Here is a 17,646-nt window from a genome sequence, read left to right on the forward strand (position 1 = left end):
GAGGCACACCGGTTTGCCGGTGTGCCTCTCTCGTTGTCAGAAGCTTGCGAACTACTTCTTGGCCGCGTCCATGCCAAGCAGCAGCGGCGGGGCCGCCGGGCTTGCAGGCTCCTCGGTCTTCGGCTCCGCTGGCTCGGCAACCGGCTTAGCCGGCCTGCGCCGAGGCGCTGCCGCCTTCTGCTGCACGATCGGCTTCGCACCTACGCCGAACATCAGTGGTGCGGGACCCGAAGGAGCTGCAGGCTCGGGAGGCGCGGCCGGTGCCGGAGCCTCTATAGCCTCGACTGCCGGAGCCTCTGTAGCCTCGGCTGCCGGAGCCTCTGCCCCTGCCGGAGCTTCTGCCGGAGCCCCCTGTGCCGCAGCCTCGGTCGCTGCCGGCTCGGGCTCGTCCGCCCCGACAGCCTCCTCGGTCACCGAAACGTCATCAGTTTGCGCGTTCCGTCCACGGCCACGCCGGGAACGGGACCGACGTCCCTTGGGCGCTTCGTCCTGCTCGGACGAGGCGGTCTGCTCGGACGAGGCAGCCTGATCGGCGGGCTTGCCTGCCGATCCCTCGGACGCCGGCTCCTGCGGTTCGATGGCGGAATCGTGCGCCTCATCCTCATGGGCCTTCAGCGTTGCCTTGGCGATCGCTGCGAGAGCTTCCCGGCTTGCTGCCGCGGCTGCCTCCTCGGCACGCTCCTGCTCCTCGCGCTTTGCGATCTCGGCCGCGTTGTCCTGGTCCTCGCTCTTCTGATTGCGTCGCTTGGAGCCCTGGTTGTCCTTGGAACCGCCCGAGTGCGAGCCGCCGGACTTTCCTCCGCGGGAAGCACGATTGTCGGGTTCGGTGCCGGGAAGTACCAGGCCCTTGCCACTGATGTCCTGCCCGGCGCTGGCCAGGGACTCCGCGAGGCCGGTGCCGATCCGCTTACGCGTCATCTGCACCAGACCAAGAGATGTCACCTCAGCAACCTGATGCTTGGTCCGGTCTCGACCGAGGCACTCGACCAGCCGTCGCATCACCAGGTCACGATTTGCCTCGAGCACCATGTCGATGAAGTCAACGACGATGATGCCGCCGATATCGCGCAACCTGAGCTGGCGAATGACCTCCTCGGCAGCCTCGAGGTTGTTCTTGGTGACAGTCTCTTCGAGGTTGCCGCCCGACCCGGTGAACTTGCCGGTGTTGACATCGACCACCGTCATCGCTTCGGTACGGTCGATGACCAGTGAACCGCCGGACGGCAGGTTCACCTTGCGCTCGAGTGCCTTGGCGATCTGCTCGTCGATCCGGAAGTGTTCGAAGATGTCTTGGTTTTTGTCCCAGTACTCCAGCCGATCGAGCAGGTCCGGTGCGACGGCCTCCACGTATTCGTGGATCGTCTGCCAGACATCCTCACCCTCGATGGTCAGGCTCTTGAAATCTTCGTTGAAAACGTCCCGGATGATCCGTACGGTCAGATCGGGCTCGCTGTACAGCAGTTCCGGAGCCAGAGTCTTGGTTGACTTCGACTTCTTCTCGATCTTCTCCCAGCGCTTCGAAAGGCGCTCGACGTCCCTGGTCAGATCGGCCTCGGAGGCGCCTTCTGCGGCAGTACGCACGATGACGCCGGCGTCTTCGGGCAGAACCTCACGCAGGATCTTCTTGAGCCTTGATCGCTCGGTATCCGGAAGCTTTCGCGAAATACCGGTCATCGAGTTGCCCGGAACGAAGACCAGGAAGCGGCCAGGAAGCGAGATCTGGCTGGTCAGCCGTGCACCCTTGTGACCAACCGGGTCCTTGGTGACCTGCACGAGCACCGGATCACCGGGGTTGAGCGCCAGTTCGATTCGCCGGGGCTGGCCCTGCATGCCCAGGGCGTCCCAGTTGACTTCGCCGGCGTACAGCACCGCGTTGCGGCCGCGGCCGATGTCGACGAAGGCTGCTTCCATGCTTGGCAGCACGTTCTGCACCTTGCCGAGGTAGACATTGCCGATCAGCGAGGCCTGCTGCTTCTTTTCGGACAGGTAATGCTCGACGGCGATCCTGTCTTCGACAACCACCATCTGGATGCGGTCACCATGCTGGCGAACAACCAGCTGGCGATCCACGGATTCCCTGCGGGCCAGGAACTCTGCTTCGGTGATGACGGGACGGCGACGACCGGCCTCGCGGCCCTCACGACGACGCTGACGCTTGGCTTCCAGGCGGGTGGAACCCTTGACGCCGGAAACCTCGTCTTCGCGGCGGGATTCGCGCACCTTGACGACTGTGTTCGGCGATTCATCTTCGACGTCCGGATCGCCGGCACGACGACGGCGGCGACGGCGACGGCGGGAACCGGACGAATCGTCACCTTCGTCGTCATTACCGTCGGCAGCGGACTTCTTCGACTTGCGGTCACGCGAGTCATCGGCAGGCTCGTCGTCATCGTCGGAATCGGCCGCGGATTCGCCCGCGCCGGAATCAGCGGAGGAAGAGTCCTCGGCGTTGTCGTCGCTGTCGCGCGAGCGGCCCCTACGGCCCCGCCCGCCCCTGCGGCGACGCGGACGGCGGTCTTCACCGTCGTCGTCCGAGTCTGCATCTGAATCGGTGTCTGCGTCTGAATCGGTATCGGATTCGTCGGACGTGTCACGATCATTGGCGGTATCACGCTCGTCTGCCGAGTCACGCCGATTAGGGCGGCTGGCGGCTGCGTCGGTTTCCTCGTCGGGCGATTCGTCCCGCTCATCCGTATCTTCGACGCTGGACGGACGGCGACGGCTGGTCGGACGCTCGGCACGCTCCGGCTCCGGTGCCTGAAATAGCAAACCGGCCACCGGCACGCCGGTCGCAAGCCTGATCGGCTCATCGGCCTGGGCGTCTGAGGTCGGTGCGCTGAATGTCTGCGGAACCGAGAAAGGGTTAAAGGCGGTGGGCTGGAACGTCGGCTGCGGCGGAACGGCCGGCTCACCGGCCGGCTTTCCGCCGGCAGAACCTGCTTCGACCGCATCTTCGGTCGCAGCCGAGGCAGCAGGATCGCTGTTCGTCTGGTGCTGATCAACCGATGCAGGCTCAATCGAGGCCGATACTGGCTCAACCGATGCAGGCTCAACCGGTGCCGATTCAGGTACCGATTCAACCGGTGCCGGCTCAGAGGTCGAGCGGATGGTCTGCTCCAGCGCCTCGCCGCGGTTGGACACTGCGGATGTGGCGGGCTTGCGCTCAATCTTTCTGCGTCCACCGCGAGTCCTGGTAACCGGAGGCTCATCGCCAGTTACCTGGCCGATATCGGCGTCTGTGGAGTTACTTCCGGTGTCGGCCTGGCTACTGCCGGCGTCGACCGAGCTGCCGGCCTCGACCGAGCTGCTGTCGGCTACGGGGGCGGATTCCTGCCGGAGTCCTCGCTGCTGGGCAAGTAGGTCCAGATCGGCAAGAATCTGTTCGGCGCCGGACCGATTTGCCTCGTCATTCGCCGGTGTGCGCTTTCGAGGCGACCGGGCTGAGCGTGTTTCGGTGGCGGCCTGTGTACCGGGCTCTGCTGACTGGTCTGCACTGCCCGGTTCGCCGGAATCCAGCGGTAGCTGAACTTCCTCGGCGGATCGGCGCGGCGCCCGCTTCCGGACCGGCTTCTTCACGGCCGGCGCCGCAGTCTCATCGGCGCTGAGGTTGTTCTCGGAATCATCCTGCTGCTGAGTGGGCGACAATTCATTGTCACCACGTGGCTCATCATGCATATTCGGGTACGCTCCCGTCGCTCAGGCAATCGCTGACCACACTCCGTTCAGCGACCCTGAGCCCAGTAGATGTTGCCGCCCGCAGGAGGCAACCGAAGTCAGTTGATTGCATCTGCCGCTCGCGCTAGCTTCTCTCCAGCGCGGTGGCGGTCAATATGCCGATGCGCGCCCAGGTTTCTTCTCAAAGACCCGTAGCTGCGACATCGGACTGTATGACGGGTGTGGTGTGCCATACAGCCAAGTTCAGTATGGCACAGCGGAGGGATTATCACGGCACTCACTACGCCTTGCCAGTCGTTTGGCATCGATCGCCAGCGTCATTGCCTGCGTCGATAGGGCATCCTTGATAGCGAGGGATAAGCCAACTTTCATAGGAGATTACTCAGTGGGTCAACCGCACACCGACTCAGCATCCACCGCGGATGCCGCGACAGATTCCGTTGACCTGCCGCCTGAGACCAAACATCAGGACACTCTCCTGGGCGGTGCCAGAACGCTCAAACCGCGCAATCTCGGCATCCTGCTGCTCGTCACCGGGACAATTGGCTGGTTATCGGCCTTCGCACTGACCCTGGACAAGCTAAAGCTGCTCGAGGATCCGGATGCGAAGCTCGGCTGCGATTTCAACCCGTTCTTCTCCTGCGGCAGCGTTATGACCTACCCGCAGTCGGCAGTGTTCGGCTTCCCCAACCCGCTGATCGGCGTCGCGGCGTTCGTTGTGCCGATCGTCATCGGCGTGGCGCTCATCGGAGGCGTGCGGTTACCGCGATGGATCTGGCTCGGACTGAATGCGGGAGTCTTCCTCGGCGCCGTCTTCATCACCTGGCTGTTCGTACAGAGCATTTTCGTGATCGGCGTCGGCTGCCCGTGGTGCATCGTCGTCTGGGCTATGCAGATACCGATGTTCGTGATGCTGACTCTGCACAACGTGGTGGCCGGCAACTTCGGCGCTGCCGTTCAGAAGAACTCGGCGCTGCGGACCCTGGCCGGATCGCCATGGTCCATCGTTGTGCTCTGGTACGCGATTATCGCGGCCAGCATCGTTGCCGCATTCTGGCCGTGGTTCTCCAGCCTGATCTAGTCAGCGGCGGAGGAATTAGACAGGTCATTCGTGGGTTTGTCGCCCAGTCGTGCGTTATAACTCACGACTGGGCGACAAACCCACGAACGACCCCAATTGCTAAAGGTTCGGGAACCAGATGGCGATCTCACGCTGGGCGGATTCCACTGAGTCTGAGCCGTGCACCAGGTTCTGCTGAACCTTCAGCCCCCAGTCCCGGCCCAGGTCGCCGCGAATCGTACCTGGGGCGGCGTCAGTCGGGTTGGTGGCGCCGGCGAGCGAACGGAAACCGGGAATGACGCCCTGGCCCTCGGCGACCACAGCAAGCACCGGACCGGAGAGCATGAAATCGACGAGCGGCTGATAGAACGGCTTTCCCTCGTGCTCGGCGTAATGCGCAGCCAGTTCTTCCTCGGCGGGAATCCTCAGTTCGGCGGCGATGGGCTGGTACCCCTTGGCCTCGATACGACGAAGGATTTCACCAATCAGCCGGCGCCGGACGGCATCGGGCTTGACCAGGATCAGGGTCCGTTCAACTGCGTCTGACACGAGAGATTCCTTACTTGAGTTCTGCTTAAGTTCTGCGTTAACGACTTGGATGCCGCTGCCGGCCGACCGGATGGAACCCCAGGAGCAGAGCGGCGCGGGATTAACACTAGCGCCAGATGCCGCGTCGCCGCGAAACCGGCACCGCCCCAACCCTGCCCTCATCCCGGGCGCCCAGTCAGACCACTAGGACGCTCTAGCGGCCAGCCCTGCCCTCATCCCGGGCGCCCAGTCAGATCGCTAGGACGCTCAAAGGCCAGCCCCGTCAGCCCCGACAGCCCCGTCAGCCCCGTCAGCGCGTGCCCGCTTCTCACGGTCGATCCTGGCGCCCCAGTAGAGACCGAAGGCCCAGGTTGCCGTGAACAACGCGCCGACAAGGAACATCATCGGGATCAGAATCCCGGTGGCCAGGATGGCCAGCTGCGCGAGCCAGCCAAGCCAATAACCCAGGCGATGCCGCAGCAACGAGGCGGCAAACAGGCACAGCAGGACGATGGCCCCACCACCGATCGCCAGCTGGGAAACCGGCGCGGCGCGCAGGCCGAAGGCGACAAGAACAGCGAAGAATACAACGCCGAGCTCGAAAACCAGGGTGGCCGACGCAAACATCCGCTTGGTCGAACGCGCCGCAGCAGGTTTATCCGCCACTAGCCTTCGCCATCCCGGCCAAGCAGTGATCTGGCGTCGGCGACAGTGGTGACCGACCCGGTGACCACAACACCAGAGCCATGATCCATGCCGATATCTACCTCTTCGACCGCACGAACCAGGGCATCATCGAGCTTGGGCACGACAATGACCCTGTCCTCGCCGAAGATATCCGCGGCGAGTGCGCCGAGTTCCTCGGGATCGTACGATCTCGGTGAAGACGACTTGCTGACGATAATCAGTTCGAGCACGGGTTCAAGCGCTTCCAGCAGCGCCTCGGCATCCTTGTCGGCGAGCACGCCGATGACGCCGATAACCCGTGCGAACGAGAACGCCTCCTGCAGCGCCTCAGCCAGGGCAACGGCGCCTGCCGCGTTATGCGCGGCGTCCAGCAGAACAGTTGGCGAGGTCCTGACTATCTCCAACCGGCCAGGCGATGTCACGGCCGCGAAGCCCTGCTGCACGACCTCTGGGTCCAGTTCCCGCTCGGCACCGGTCAGGAATACTTCGACCGCGGCAAGCGCAAGGGCGGCGTTGTCTGCCTGATGCGCGCCGTGCAAGGGAAGGAAAATGTCCTGATAGCTTCGAGAGACTCCCTGCAGGCTGATCTGCTGACCGCCTACCGCGACCTCTCTGCTGGTCAAACCGAAGTTCACCCCGGACTTCAGCCCGCGGGCGCCGACCTCCTCGATCCGGGCGGCGAATATGTCATCGGCCTCAGGCTCTTGGGCGGCGAGAACGACCCAGGGAGCCTCGCCGAGCACCTCGGAGCTGGAAAAGTCCTTGATGATGCCAGCCTTTTCGGTAGCGATCTCGCCGATCGTGTCGCCGAGATACTGCTGGTGATCGAGGGAGACCGGGCTGATCACGGCCACCTGTCCGTCTGCGACGTTGGTGGAATCCCACAACCCACCCATGCCGACTTCGAGCACGGCAACCTCGACGGGCGCGTCTGCGAAGGCCGCGAAGGCGAGCACAGTCAGCGCCTCGAAGTACGTGATCAGCGGTTCCCCGCGATCACCCAGTTCATTGTCGACGAGCAGAAGCAGCGGCTCGACTTCTTCGTAGGTACGAATGAAGTCACCGGCCGAGATCGGCTGGCCGTCTATGCTTATCCGCTCCGTCACCGAGGACAGGTGCGGGCTGGTGAAGCGACCGACCCGTAGTTCGTGCGCGGAAAGCAGAGCATCGATCATCCGCGATGTCGAGGTCTTGCCGTTCGTTCCGGTGACGTGGATCACCGGGTACGCGCGATGCGGATCGCCGAGCAGTTCGAGCACCCGGCGGACCGCGTCGAGGCGCGGCTCGACACGGTTTTCCGGCGCGCGCCTCAGCAGGGCCTCGTACACTCCAGCTACGGCCGCCTTGTTCCGGGCCGCCTCTTCGCGAACCAGGTACTTCGAGCCCGGGGGCTGGTAATCACTCATATTTTCGCCACGCTAACTGTTACTGGTAGGCCATCGCCGACCTCGGACCTGGATACCCCCGGGCCGTCAGGGAGGCTCGCGCCGCTGCCGGCGCCGAATTGGTCGGCAAGGGTCTCCCCCACCACGAGATCCCGGTGCGTCATCACCGCATCGAGCACTGGCGCGTCGGCGACCAGCGCGACGCGGATCCGGTCGGAAACATCGAGGTCGGCGTCCTTGCGCGCCTGCTGGATCACCCGAACCAGGTCACGGGCGATACCCTCCGCGGCGAGCTCGCCGGTGACCGTTGTGTCCAGTGCGATGAAGCCGCCGCTCGGCAATACCGCGAGCGCGGAACCCTCGTTGGCAGCAGATGCAACCGTTTCCAGGACATACTCGCCCTCGATGAGCTCGATGCCGCCCGATGTCACGACACCGTCGGCCTCGCTCCAATCACCGGTCTTGGAACCCTTGATCGCTTGCTGCACTGTTTTGCCCAATCGCGGTCCGGCTGCCCGGGCGTTCACGGTGAGTTTGGAGCGCAGGGAGAATCCGGCGGCCTCGGTCTCGGCCAGGGTCAGTACCCGGACCGAACGCACGTTGACTTCGTCCGCGATGATCGAAGTGAATTCCTCGCCCAGGGCCTCATTCACAACGACCGTGAGTTCGTTGAGCGGCAGGCGAACCCGTAGGTTTCCGGCCTTGCGCAGGCTGGATGCCGCCGAGCAGATCTCTCTGGTGCGGTCCATCTGGGCGACCAGCGCTGCGTTCTCCGGGTAGTCGTCGGCATCTGGGAAGTCGGTCAGATGCACGCTTCGTGCCCCGGTCAGCCCACGGTAGACCTCTTCTGTGGTCATCGGCAACAGCGGTGCGGTGCTGCGGCAGAAAGCCTCCAGACAGGTGTAGAGCACATCGAATGATCCGTGGGTTTCGGCCGTGCCGGCCCAGAATCGACGACGCGACCGGCGGATGTACCAGTTCGTCAGCATGTCGAGGTGGTCGCGAGTCAGGTCGCAGGCACCCGCGATGTCGTAGCCGTCCATCCGCTCGGTCAGGCCGGCAACCAGATCGCGGGTCTTAGCCAGCAGGTACCTGTCCAGGACCTGATCCGACTCGGTGCTGATCGAGGCCTCATATCCCGGGGCCGAGCCGTTGCCAGCCGGCGCATCCGCCGCGTTGGCATAGGTGGCAAAGAACTGCCACGAGTTCCAGAGCGGAAGAAGCACCTGACGAACCCCGTCGCGGATGCCTTGTTCGGTGACCATCAGGTTGCCGCCGCGCAGGATCGGCGACGACATCAGGAACCAGCGCATCGCGTCGGAGCCGTCCCGATTGAAGACCTCCTGGACATCCGGGTAGTTGCGCAGGCTCTTCGACATCTTCTGCCCGTCGTCGCCGAGCACAATGCCGTGGCTGACGCAGCTGGAGAACGATGGCCGATCGAATATCGCTGTGGCCAGGACGTGCAGGGTGTAGAACCAACCGCGGGTCTGGCCGATGTACTCGACGATGAAGTCGCCGGGATAGTGGTGCTCGAACCAGTTCTGATTCTCGAACGGGTAGTGCACCTGGGCGAACGGCATCGAACCGGAGTCGAACCAGACGTCGAGCACCTCGGGGACCCGGCGCATGGTCGACTGGCCGGACGGATCGTCCGGATTCGGCCTGGTCAGCTCGTCGATGAAAGGCCGGTGCAGGTCGGTGGGCCGGACGCCGAAATCGCGCTCGAGTTCGTCCAGCGAGCCGTACACGTCGGTGCGCGGGTAGGCGGGGTCGTCAGAAACCCAGACCGGGATGGGCGTGCCCCAGTAACGGTTTCGGGAGATCGACCAGTCGCGGGCGTTGGCGAGCCACTTGCCGAACTGCCCGTGCTTGATGTGCCCGGGAACCCAGCTGATCTCTTCGTTCAGCTCGACCATCCGGTCTTTGAACTTGGAAACGCCGACGAACCAGCTGGATACCGCGCGGTAGATCAACGGATTCCGGCAGCGCCAGCAATGTGGATAGGAGTGTTCGTAGGTCTCGTGCCGGACCAGCACGACGCCCTGGTTAAGCACCGGACCGGTCTGGTTCTTCAGGTCCTTGACGATTTTGGCGTTGGCATCGAATACCAGCAACCCCGCGTAGTCAGGCACCTCCGAGGTGAACTCGCCGCGAGAATCTACCGGGACGACAGCGGTGATACCGGCCGCGTCGGTGACGAGCTTGTCCTCCTCACCAAAGGCGGGAGCGATGTGCACGATGCCGGTACCGTCATCGGTGGTGACGTAGTCGGCGGACAGGATGGTGTGCATCCTTGCGCCCAGAGATTCATCGCCTTCGAAGTACGGGAATGGCGGACGATAGCGGCGCCCCAGCAATGCGGTGCCCTTGAAACGTTCGGTAACCAGCGGCGTCTCGCCTAGGTCCCTGGCGTAGGCGCCCAGCCGTGCCTCGGCGAGGATGACCTTCTCGCCGGCAAGAGCCGACGTGGCATCCGGCTCGACGACTACGTAGTCGACGTCGGGATGCACGGCCATCGCCTGGTTGGACGGCATGGTCCACGGCGTCGTGGTCCAGATCAGAACCAACTCGCCGGTCGTCAGCCGGTACCCCACGGTGACGGCTGGATCCTGCCGCGACTTGTACACGTCGTCATCCATCCGCAGCTCGTGATTGGACAGCGGCGTCTGGTCCCGCCAGCAATACGGCAGCACCCGCTTGCCGTCGTACACCAGGCCCTTGTCCCAAAGCTGCTTGAAGCCCCAGATGACGGATTCCATGTACTCGACGTTGAGCGTCTTGTAATCATTGTCAAAGTCGACCCAGCGGCCCTGGCGCGTGACATAGTCCTGCCACTCGTCCGTGTAGCGAAGCACCGATTCCCGGCATGCGTCATTGAATGCCGCGATGCCCATCTCATCAATCTGGGATTTGTCAGTTATTCCGAGTTGCCGCTCCGCCTCGAGCTCTGCTGGCAGACCATGGGTATCCCAGCCGAAGCGTCGCTCGACCCGCCTGCCGCGCATCGTCTGATAGCGGGGGACGACATCCTTGGCATAGCCGGTCAGCAGGTGGCCGTAGTGCGGCAGGCCGTTGGCGAAGGGAGGCCCGTCGTAAAAGACGAACTCATTGCTGCCATCGACTCCGGCATCACGCTGATCGACACTGGCAGGGAAGGTGCCGTCGGCGTCCCAGTACTTCAGCACCCGGGATTCGACATCGGGAAATCGCGGAGTGGACAGCGACGCGCCGGTGGTGACGTCGGTCCCGCTAACAGCTTTCGGGTAGCTCATAAATCCTCACTTAAGCCAGTTGTACGACTTACGAGGACGATGATTCAAGCACCCCCGGACCCGAAAGGACCCGGTGGACGCACACACCGCGGTACCACCCCGCTTATTCACCTCGGGCGACCAGGGCCCGGCAGCCAGTTGCGCCGCCGTGCCGGCTGATTCGCCACTGCCGGGCATCCGGCAAGGTGAATCGCTCATTAACAGCTATAACGGGCAAACCCGTCCGGTTCTACTGACAGGCACGACATCCGCCGCTCTCGCGACAGTAGCCGGGCCTGTTTTCTTCCGGAAGCTCCCCGGTGATGGCCGGATCACAGCTTGTTGTCCTATCGTAGCGCGAACCGTCAAATGATTCGCAGCGCCCGGAACGTCTTTCTGCGCTCTGGGGCTGCGCTCCGGGGCTGCGCGGCCGGAGGGGCCAGGCTGCGCCTAAAGGCCGGAGTTCCGGGCGACCTTGTGCTGCGCGGCCTGAGCGATCGGCCGCAGCACCAGCAGATCGACGTTCACGTGGTGGGGCCGAGTCAGCGTCCAGACTATTCCGTCGGCCACGTCCTCCGCGGTCAGTGGCATCTCGACCCCCTCGTACACCTTCGCTGCTTTCTCGGCGTCGCCACCCACCCGCTTCAGGGTGAACTCCTCGGTGGCGACCATGCCCGGCGCAATCTCGATAACCCGCACCGGTTCCCCGGCCAGTTCCAGTCGCAACGTGGCGGCAATTGAATGCGCGCCGTGTTTGGCAGCTACATATCCGCCGCCGCCTTCGTAGGCGATGTGTCCTGCGGTCGACGACATCACAAGCACGTCCCCGCGGCCGGATGCACGCAGCGCTGGAAGGAATCCTTGCGTTACCCGGAGGACGCCGAGCACATTGACGTCGAACATCTTCTGCCAGTCCTCGGCTGAGCCCTGTTCGATCGTGTCGGTTCCCAACGCTCCCCCGGCGTTGTTCACCAGGGCATGCACCGGGCCCGCAGCGGTCACAGACGCGACCAGACGCGCCACCTCCTGTTCGCTGGTGACGTCAGCGACCTGTACCTGGGCTCCGGTCTCTGCGGCGAGCGCTTCAAGCTTCGCCTCGCGGCGTGCCACCGCGACCACGTCCCAGCCTTCGGCACTGAGCCGGCGGACAGTGGCGGCGCCGATCCCGGAGCTGGCACCGGTCACAACTGCACGAAGCCGGGTGGAACTCGTTGGCGAGGTCATAGCTGACAGTCCTTTCCTTACGGGTACTTGCGGGGCCTTGCGGGTCCTTATCGGTCGATCCGTGCTTTGCTGCTCAAATCCGCTGGCGGGCCGGGAAGCAGCATGTGATTGCGAGCTTAGCCCTGCTCAGGTGACCCGTACCGGCGCCGCCGGAGGGACTTTTGGATCCGAGGCGCCAAAGACGGCGCGAACATAGGGCACCCGGATCGCAAGCCAGGTGACCAGCGCACTCAGGATTGTGTACACAATGGTCAGTCCGATGCCTTGTAGCAGCACCTCGGCAACCGTTTCCGGCTTGTCAAGGTAGAGCCGGACGCCGAACACGAAGACGGCGTGAATCAGGAAAACGCCAAAGGACAGCGGCGCCAGGGTCTCCAGAATCGGCAGGTCGCGACTCATGTACCGATGCATCAACAGGTACACGCAAATAGCGGCGAGTACCACGGTTGGCGACAGGTAATCGTAGACGTAGCGCCACGGCTGATCTCCGGGGCCGAACCTGGCAAGCAGAGCGGTTGCTGCCGTCGAACCGATGAAGCCCACCCAGGCAAGAGCCGCGCCCTCGCGCCTGACCACGACGTCCCGCAGGCACCAGCCGAGCACGTAGTAACCGACCATTGGCAGGAACCTGGTCACCGCGTTGTACGAACCGACGCTGAAGGCGTACATGAACAGCTGATCCGAGATTCCGATGCAGAGGAAGATCGCGGCTGATCCATACTGCAGCCGACGGGAGCCGTGAGTTGTCAGCAGTCGCAGGAACGGTGTGAGCAGCACCAATCCGGCGAGAACATAGAGAAAGTAGAGCTGCACGAAGGGCGAACCGCTGACGATTGCCCGGATCGGGTCCCAGCCTTCCTGGTACCCACCAAGCACGAACAGCCGGAAAACGACATAGAAGACTGTCCAGAAAACCAGTGGAATGCCGATCCGGTACCAGCGCTTCAGCAGGAAATAGCGCGGCTGGATCCCGCGTTTCGGGTCGAGCGCCAGCGCGCCGGAGATCATCAGAAACACCGGCACCGACCAGCGGATGGCGGAGTCGAGGATATTCGCCGCCCACCAGCCGGAACTGAAGTTCATGCCGCCGTCCTCAATCGTCGCGGCCAGCATGTGAATGCAAACCACCGCCATGATCGCGAAAGCGCGGGCACTGTTCATCCACCCCGTGGATGTGCGGGCGGGGTCGACATTGCTGAATCGGTCAAGCATCCTCACGTAGTTCAGCCTCCCAGACCCGTGGACTTCGGCGGAAACCGGTCAGCGCCAAGTGCCATCTGCAGCGCGCTGAGCCACAGGCCCTGTCGATCCCCGCTCGGAAGGCATGCCGGCGCCGCAACTGACAGCTGGCGGAGACCCAAAAGAATCGACAGCGATAGCACGGCACGTCGTCTGGCCTCGTCCTTGTCGAACCCGCAAACGCCGAGCAGTTCGGCCACGTAGCCGATCCGACGCTCCGTCACCCGCTCGAGAACTGCCTGGACAGCCGGTTCATTTCCGGCCGAGTACAGCGACTGCTCGGAGGGCCGCGCGTCATCCTCTGCCGCGAGCCGCCGAAAAAGAGCTTCCAATCGATGCTCCCCGCTTGGCCCCGAGGCATTGCTCGCCTCGATCACGGCATCCGTGGCGAGCCTTTCCCATTGGTCAAGCACCGCAGTGACCAGGTCCCGGCGATTCTTGAAATGCCAGTAGAAAGAGCCTTTGCTGATGCTCAGCCTCTGCGCCAGGCCCTCGACTGTCAGCGCAGAAATGCCTTCGGTAATGAAAACGGAGTAGGCGTGCTCGACCCAGTCTTCACGACTCACGACGCCACCGGCCCTGGGCTTGCCAGTCGACGAATCACGCGGTTTCGGCATAGACCAGACGGTACCGTATAGTGTGGTTTCAGCAACCATACGCAACCGTACGGAAGGCGTTTCGCAATGCAACCCACGTTCTATTCGCAGGCCTTCGACGACATTCCCGCCCCCGACTTCGCCGATGTCACCCTGATTCCGCTTCCGGCAGGCGCCAGCGAGGACCCGGCAGTATGGGCCAGGACCATTTTCGGTGTGCGCACCATGCCGCCCTGGGTTCTGGTTGCCCTCGGCCTGCGCCAGGGAATGGTCAGGCTCCTCGGGATCCCCAAGTCTCCGCACGACGTGTTCGACGTAGCCCGGGTTGCCGGAGAGGAAGCGCTGATCGTTGCCGATGACGAGCACCTCGACTTCCGTTGCGCAGTCGGAGTGGACGCCGAACTCAGACTGGTCCGGGTGACCACCACGGTTCGATTCCATGGCTGGCGGGGTCGCGCATACTTCGCGCCGGTACGTCTCGCCCACCCGGTGGTGGTCGGAAGCATGCTGCGTCGGGCAAGCCGGATACTCGCCGGCTAACCGTGCAGGCCGGTTTTTGCCTGATTGCCGGGCGGTGGGATGATTGACGACTATGACTATCTCTGCTTCTCGCGCCGATTCGTCCGGCCATGCCGATCCTTCCCGAACGCATCCGTCGGTCAAAGTTCCGGAGAAGCCGAGCGTCGAGGGACTTGGCGCAAAGTGGGACGCAGTCTGGTCGCGCGACAAGACCTACGCCTTCGACCGGTCAGCCGAGCGGGCCGAGGTCTATTCGATCGACACGCCACCGCCAACCGCCTCCGGTTCGTTGCATGTCGGCCACGTGTTCAGCTACACCCAGACCGACGTCGTGGCACGCTACCAGCGGATGCTCGGCAAGCAGGTCTTCTATCCACTGGGCTGGGATGACAACGGCCTGCCGACCGAACGCCGGGTGCAGAACTACTACGGCGTTCGCTGCGATCCGGCCATCGGCTATGATCCCGACTTCACGCCACCGGAGAAGCCGGCCAAGAACTCGCGGGACTTCATTGCGGTGTCACGGCGCAACTTCATCGAGTTGTGCGAGGAACTGGCAGTCCTCGACGAAAAGGTCTTCGAAGATCTATTCCGGATGGTCGGACTGTCGGTCGACTGGGACTACACCTACCGCACGATCGACGACACCTCACGCGCGGTCAGCCAGCGCAGCTTCCTCGCGGACCTCGCCGCCGGGCAGGCCTATTCGGCAGATGCCCCGACCCTGTGGGACGTGACGTTCCGCACCGCAGTGGCACAGGCCGAACTCGAGGACCGTGAGCGCCCCGGCGCCTATCACCGGGTGAAGTTCGCATCGAACGGCGCCGGTGAACCGATTTACATCGAGACCACCCGGCCCGAGCTGATCCCGGCCGTCGTCGCGCTGGTGGCGCATCCGGATGACGAGCGGTATCAGCCGCTGTTCGGATCGACAGTTCGCTCGCCGCTGTTCGGTGTCGACGTCCCTGTGGTGGCCCACGAGCTGGCCAAGCCGGACAAAGGCACCGGCATCGCCATGGTCTGTACCTTCGGCGATCTCACCGACGTCACCTGGTGGCGTGAGCTTCAGCTGCCGACCCGGCCAATCGTCGGGCGGGATGGACGCATCCTCGCCGAGACCCCCGAATGGATCGCCTCATCCGGGTTCAACGGTGCCGTAGATGCCTATCAGCAACTGGCCACGAAGACGTCGTTCAGCGCCAAGGAGACAATCGTCGAGATGCTCCGCGAAAGCGGCGATCTGGACGGCGAACCCAAACCGGTCCTCCACCCGGTGCCGTTCTACGAGAAGGGCGACAAGCCGCTCGAGGTGGTGACCTCCCGGCAGTGGTACCTCCGTAATGGCGGGCGTTCCGAGGAGCTTCGCGCCGATTTGATCGCCCGGGGCCGGGAGATCAACTGGCATCCGCACTTCATGCGTGCCAGGTACGAGAACTGGGTCGATGGCCTGAACGGCGACTGGCTTGTTTCGCGCCAGCGTTACTTCGGCGTTCCGATTCCGGTCTGGTATCCGCTGAACGCCGACGGTGAACCGGAATACGACTCCCCCATCATCCCGTCCGACGCCTCGCTTCCGGTCGACCCGGCCGCCGACACAGCTCCGGGTTTCCAGGAAGCGCAGCGCGGCGAGCCCGGCGGCTTCATGGGCGACCCCGACGTACTGGACACCTGGGCAACATCGTCGCTCACTCCCCAGCTGGTCGGCGGCTGGAGCCGGGACGAGGACCTGTTCCAGCGGGTCTTCCCATTCGACCTGCGGCCTCAGGGCCACGACATCATCCGGACCTGGCTGTTCTCGACCATGGTCCGGGCCAATGCGTTGAACACGTCCATCCCGTGGACGAACGCCGCGCTGTCGGGGTGGATCCTTGACCCGGACCGGAAGAAGATGTCGAAGTCCAAGGGAAATGTGGTCGTGCCAACCGACATCCTGGCCGAGCACAAGCCAGGGCATGGCCCGGATGCCGTACGCTACTGGGCGGCCTCCGCCCGGCTCGGATCGGACACGGCTTACGACCAGGACCAGATGAAGGTCGGACGGCGCCTGGCGATGAAGCTGCTGAACGCCTCAAAGTTCGCCCTGAACCTTGGCGCACACGAAGGCCTGATCAGTTCCGACGCAGCCGGAGACGCAGGCGTGATCAATCCGCTGGACCAGGCACTGCTCGCCAGGCTGGATACCGTCGTCGCCGAGGCAGGCAAGGCGATGGACGGCTATGACTACGCAAAGGCACTCGACCTGACGGAGAGCTTCTTCTGGTCATTCACCGACGACTACGTCGAGCTGGTGAAGGATCGCGCGTACGGAGCGGCAGGCCCCGATCAGCAGAAGTCGGCCGTGGTGACCCTGGCAACGACCCTTGACACCGTGCTGCGGCTTTTCGCGCCGGTTCTGCCGTTCGCCACCGAGGAAGTCTGGTCCTGGTGGCGTGCCGGGTCGGTGCATCACGCAAGCTGGCCCAAACCAGTTGGATTCAGCGGGGATGCCAAGATCCTCACAGTTCTCGGCGAGGCGCTGGGCAAGGTTCGCAAGTCGAAGTCCGAGGCCAAGGTCTCCCAGAAGACCGAGGTCCAGCGCGCGGTGATCACCGCCGGATCGGAGCAACGCGTCCGGCTGGAATCTGCCGCCGAGGACCTCAAGGCCGCGGGCAGGGTCAGCGAGCTGGTCTTCGTCGATGCCACCGACGGCGAGCTGACTGTCTCGGAAATCGAGCTGGCTCCGGCCGAGGTATGAGCTCCGACGTCAACTAAGCTCGCGTTGGAACCTTCCCTCGAACGGATAAGGAAAAACATGCGCAGCGAACTCTTCAACTCTGCCAACCAGGAAGCTCAGACAACGCAGCGATGGACGCTGCAGTCGTCAAAGATGCTCCGCACGGCGCTCGGTGATGACGTGATCTCCACGAAGGGCGCGATGGTTGCCTATCAAGGCAATATCGCGTTCAATCACGAAGGCTCCGGGTCGGTTGGCAAATTTATGAAGAAGGTCCTCACCAGCGAGGATGCCCCAATGATGCGGGTGTCCGGCCAGGGCGAGGTGTTCTTCGCCCGGACCTCCAGCAACATCTTCATGGTGCAGCTCGAAGGCGACGCCATCACGGTGAACAGCAGCAACCTGCTGGCCATGGACGCCTCAATCGAGTGGGACATCAAGCGGGTACAGGGAGCGGGAATCGTCACCGGCGGCCTGTTCAACCTCACGCTGCAGGGCAATGGCATGGTGGCGGTATCCTGCGATGGCGACCCGCTGCTGCTCGATTGCAGCCAGCAGCCGACCTTTGTCGACCCGAACGCGGTGGTCTGCTGGTCGGCGAACCTGGTGCCAGGGGTGCACAACTCGATGAACATGAAGTCCATGCTCCGCGGCGGATCGGGAGAATCCTTCCAGCTGGCGTTCCATGGACCGGGCTTCGTCGTGGTCCAGCCAAGCGAGGGCTACCCGACGCCGACTGCCTAGCGGACCCGGCTGCCGGCCGCAC

At 63.7% G+C, this 17,646-nt stretch carries 12 protein-coding genes; 4 read left to right on the forward strand and 8 right to left on the reverse strand.

What is annotated here, in order from left to right:
• Positions 1-51 precede the first annotated feature (51 nt).
• The gene (locus LWF01_RS09645; RefSeq protein WP_349640797.1) at positions 52-3,675 is read right to left on the reverse strand and encodes an Rne/Rng family ribonuclease; all 3,624 of its coding nucleotides are present in this window, start codon (positions 3,673-3,675) and stop codon (positions 52-54) included.
• A 385-nt stretch (positions 3,676-4,060) separates the two neighbouring features.
• Here LWF01_RS09645 and LWF01_RS09650 point away from each other — a divergent pair, with 385 nt between their 5' ends.
• Positions 4,061-4,756, forward strand: a complete 696-nt coding sequence (locus tag LWF01_RS09650) for a vitamin K epoxide reductase family protein (protein WP_349640798.1) — start codon at positions 4,061-4,063, stop codon at positions 4,754-4,756.
• Between the two features lie 99 nt (positions 4,757-4,855).
• On the opposite strand, the gene ndk is transcribed toward LWF01_RS09650, so the two are convergent.
• The 7 genes from ndk to LWF01_RS09685 all read right to left on the reverse strand — a co-directional run bounded on the left by ndk (position 4,856) and on the right by LWF01_RS09685 (position 13,669).
• Positions 4,856-5,284 carry a nucleoside-diphosphate kinase gene (gene ndk, locus LWF01_RS09655; RefSeq protein ID WP_349640799.1) on the reverse strand — a complete coding sequence of 143 codons (429 nt, stop codon included), beginning with the start codon at positions 5,282-5,284 and terminating at the stop codon, positions 4,856-4,858.
• A gap of 246 nt (positions 5,285-5,530) precedes the next feature.
• Entirely contained in the window at positions 5,531-5,929 is a 399-nt protein-coding gene (locus LWF01_RS09660; RefSeq protein WP_349640800.1) for a DUF4233 domain-containing protein, read from the reverse strand.
• Positions 5,929-7,356 (reverse strand): bifunctional folylpolyglutamate synthase/dihydrofolate synthase, encoded by a 1,428-nt coding sequence (locus LWF01_RS09665; protein WP_349640801.1) that lies wholly within the window; start codon positions 7,354-7,356, stop codon positions 5,929-5,931. The genes LWF01_RS09660 and LWF01_RS09665 overlap by 1 nt, the downstream gene beginning before the upstream one ends.
• Positions 7,353-10,610 (reverse strand): isoleucine--tRNA ligase, encoded by a 3,258-nt coding sequence (ileS, locus tag LWF01_RS09670; RefSeq protein ID WP_349640802.1) that lies wholly within the window; start codon positions 10,608-10,610, stop codon positions 7,353-7,355. The genes LWF01_RS09665 and ileS overlap by 4 nt, the downstream gene beginning before the upstream one ends.
• Before the next feature lie 429 nt (positions 10,611-11,039).
• Positions 11,040-11,813: an SDR family oxidoreductase gene (locus tag LWF01_RS09675; RefSeq protein WP_349640803.1), complete on the reverse strand. Its 774-nt coding sequence runs from the start codon at positions 11,811-11,813 to the stop codon at positions 11,040-11,042.
• 126 nt (positions 11,814-11,939) lie between these two features.
• Positions 11,940-13,025 carry an acyltransferase gene (locus LWF01_RS09680; RefSeq protein WP_349640880.1) on the reverse strand — a complete coding sequence of 362 codons (1,086 nt, stop codon included), beginning with the start codon at positions 13,023-13,025 and terminating at the stop codon, positions 11,940-11,942.
• An 11-nt stretch (positions 13,026-13,036) separates the two neighbouring features.
• On the reverse strand, positions 13,037-13,669 hold the full coding sequence (locus tag LWF01_RS09685; protein ID WP_349640804.1) for a TetR/AcrR family transcriptional regulator: 633 nt from the start codon (positions 13,667-13,669) through the stop codon (positions 13,037-13,039).
• A 66-nt stretch (positions 13,670-13,735) separates the two neighbouring features.
• Here LWF01_RS09685 and LWF01_RS09690 point away from each other — a divergent pair, with 66 nt between their 5' ends.
• The 3 genes from LWF01_RS09690 to LWF01_RS09700 are packed head-to-tail and all read left to right on the forward strand — an operon-like array spanning position 13,736 to position 17,624.
• Positions 13,736-14,188 carry a DUF2867 domain-containing protein gene (locus LWF01_RS09690; protein ID WP_349640805.1) on the forward strand — a complete coding sequence of 151 codons (453 nt, stop codon included), beginning with the start codon at positions 13,736-13,738 and terminating at the stop codon, positions 14,186-14,188.
• 52 nt (positions 14,189-14,240) lie between these two features.
• Positions 14,241-16,901, forward strand: a complete 2,661-nt coding sequence (valS, locus tag LWF01_RS09695; RefSeq protein ID WP_349640806.1) for a valine--tRNA ligase — start codon at positions 14,241-14,243, stop codon at positions 16,899-16,901.
• A gap of 57 nt (positions 16,902-16,958) precedes the next feature.
• Entirely contained in the window at positions 16,959-17,624 is a 666-nt protein-coding gene (locus LWF01_RS09700; RefSeq protein WP_349640807.1) for an AIM24 family protein, read from the forward strand.
• Positions 17,625-17,646: the final 22 nt, after the last annotated feature.

The organism is Saxibacter everestensis, assembly GCF_025787225.1.
GTDB lineage: Bacteria > Actinomycetota > Actinomycetes > Actinomycetales > Brevibacteriaceae > Saxibacter > Saxibacter everestensis.

What these genes read in the sequence shown, in the direction of transcription:
- LWF01_RS09645 (WP_349640797.1), bottom strand. Translation starts at nt 3,675, where the DNA reads ATGCATGATGAGCCACGTGGTGACAATGAATTGTCGCCCACTCAGCAG.
- LWF01_RS09665 (WP_349640801.1), bottom strand. Translation starts at nt 7,356, where the DNA reads ATGAGTGATTACCAGCCCCCGGGCTCGAAGTACCTGGTTCGCGAAGAG.
- ileS (WP_349640802.1), bottom strand. Translation starts at nt 10,610, where the DNA reads ATGAGCTACCCGAAAGCTGTTAGCGGGACCGACGTCACCACCGGCGCG.
- LWF01_RS09675 (WP_349640803.1), bottom strand. Translation starts at nt 11,813, where the DNA reads ATGACCTCGCCAACGAGTTCCACCCGGCTTCGTGCAGTTGTGACCGGT.
- LWF01_RS09680 (WP_349640880.1), bottom strand. Translation starts at nt 13,025, where the DNA reads ATGCTTGACCGATTCAGCAATGTCGACCCCGCCCGCACATCCACGGGG.
- LWF01_RS09685 (WP_349640804.1), bottom strand. Translation starts at nt 13,669, where the DNA reads ATGCCGAAACCGCGTGATTCGTCGACTGGCAAGCCCAGGGCCGGTGGC.
- LWF01_RS09690 (WP_349640805.1), top strand. Translation starts at nt 13,736, where the DNA reads ATGCAACCCACGTTCTATTCGCAGGCCTTCGACGACATTCCCGCCCCC.
- valS (WP_349640806.1), top strand. Translation starts at nt 14,241, where the DNA reads ATGACTATCTCTGCTTCTCGCGCCGATTCGTCCGGCCATGCCGATCCT.
- LWF01_RS09700 (WP_349640807.1), top strand. Translation starts at nt 16,959, where the DNA reads ATGCGCAGCGAACTCTTCAACTCTGCCAACCAGGAAGCTCAGACAACG.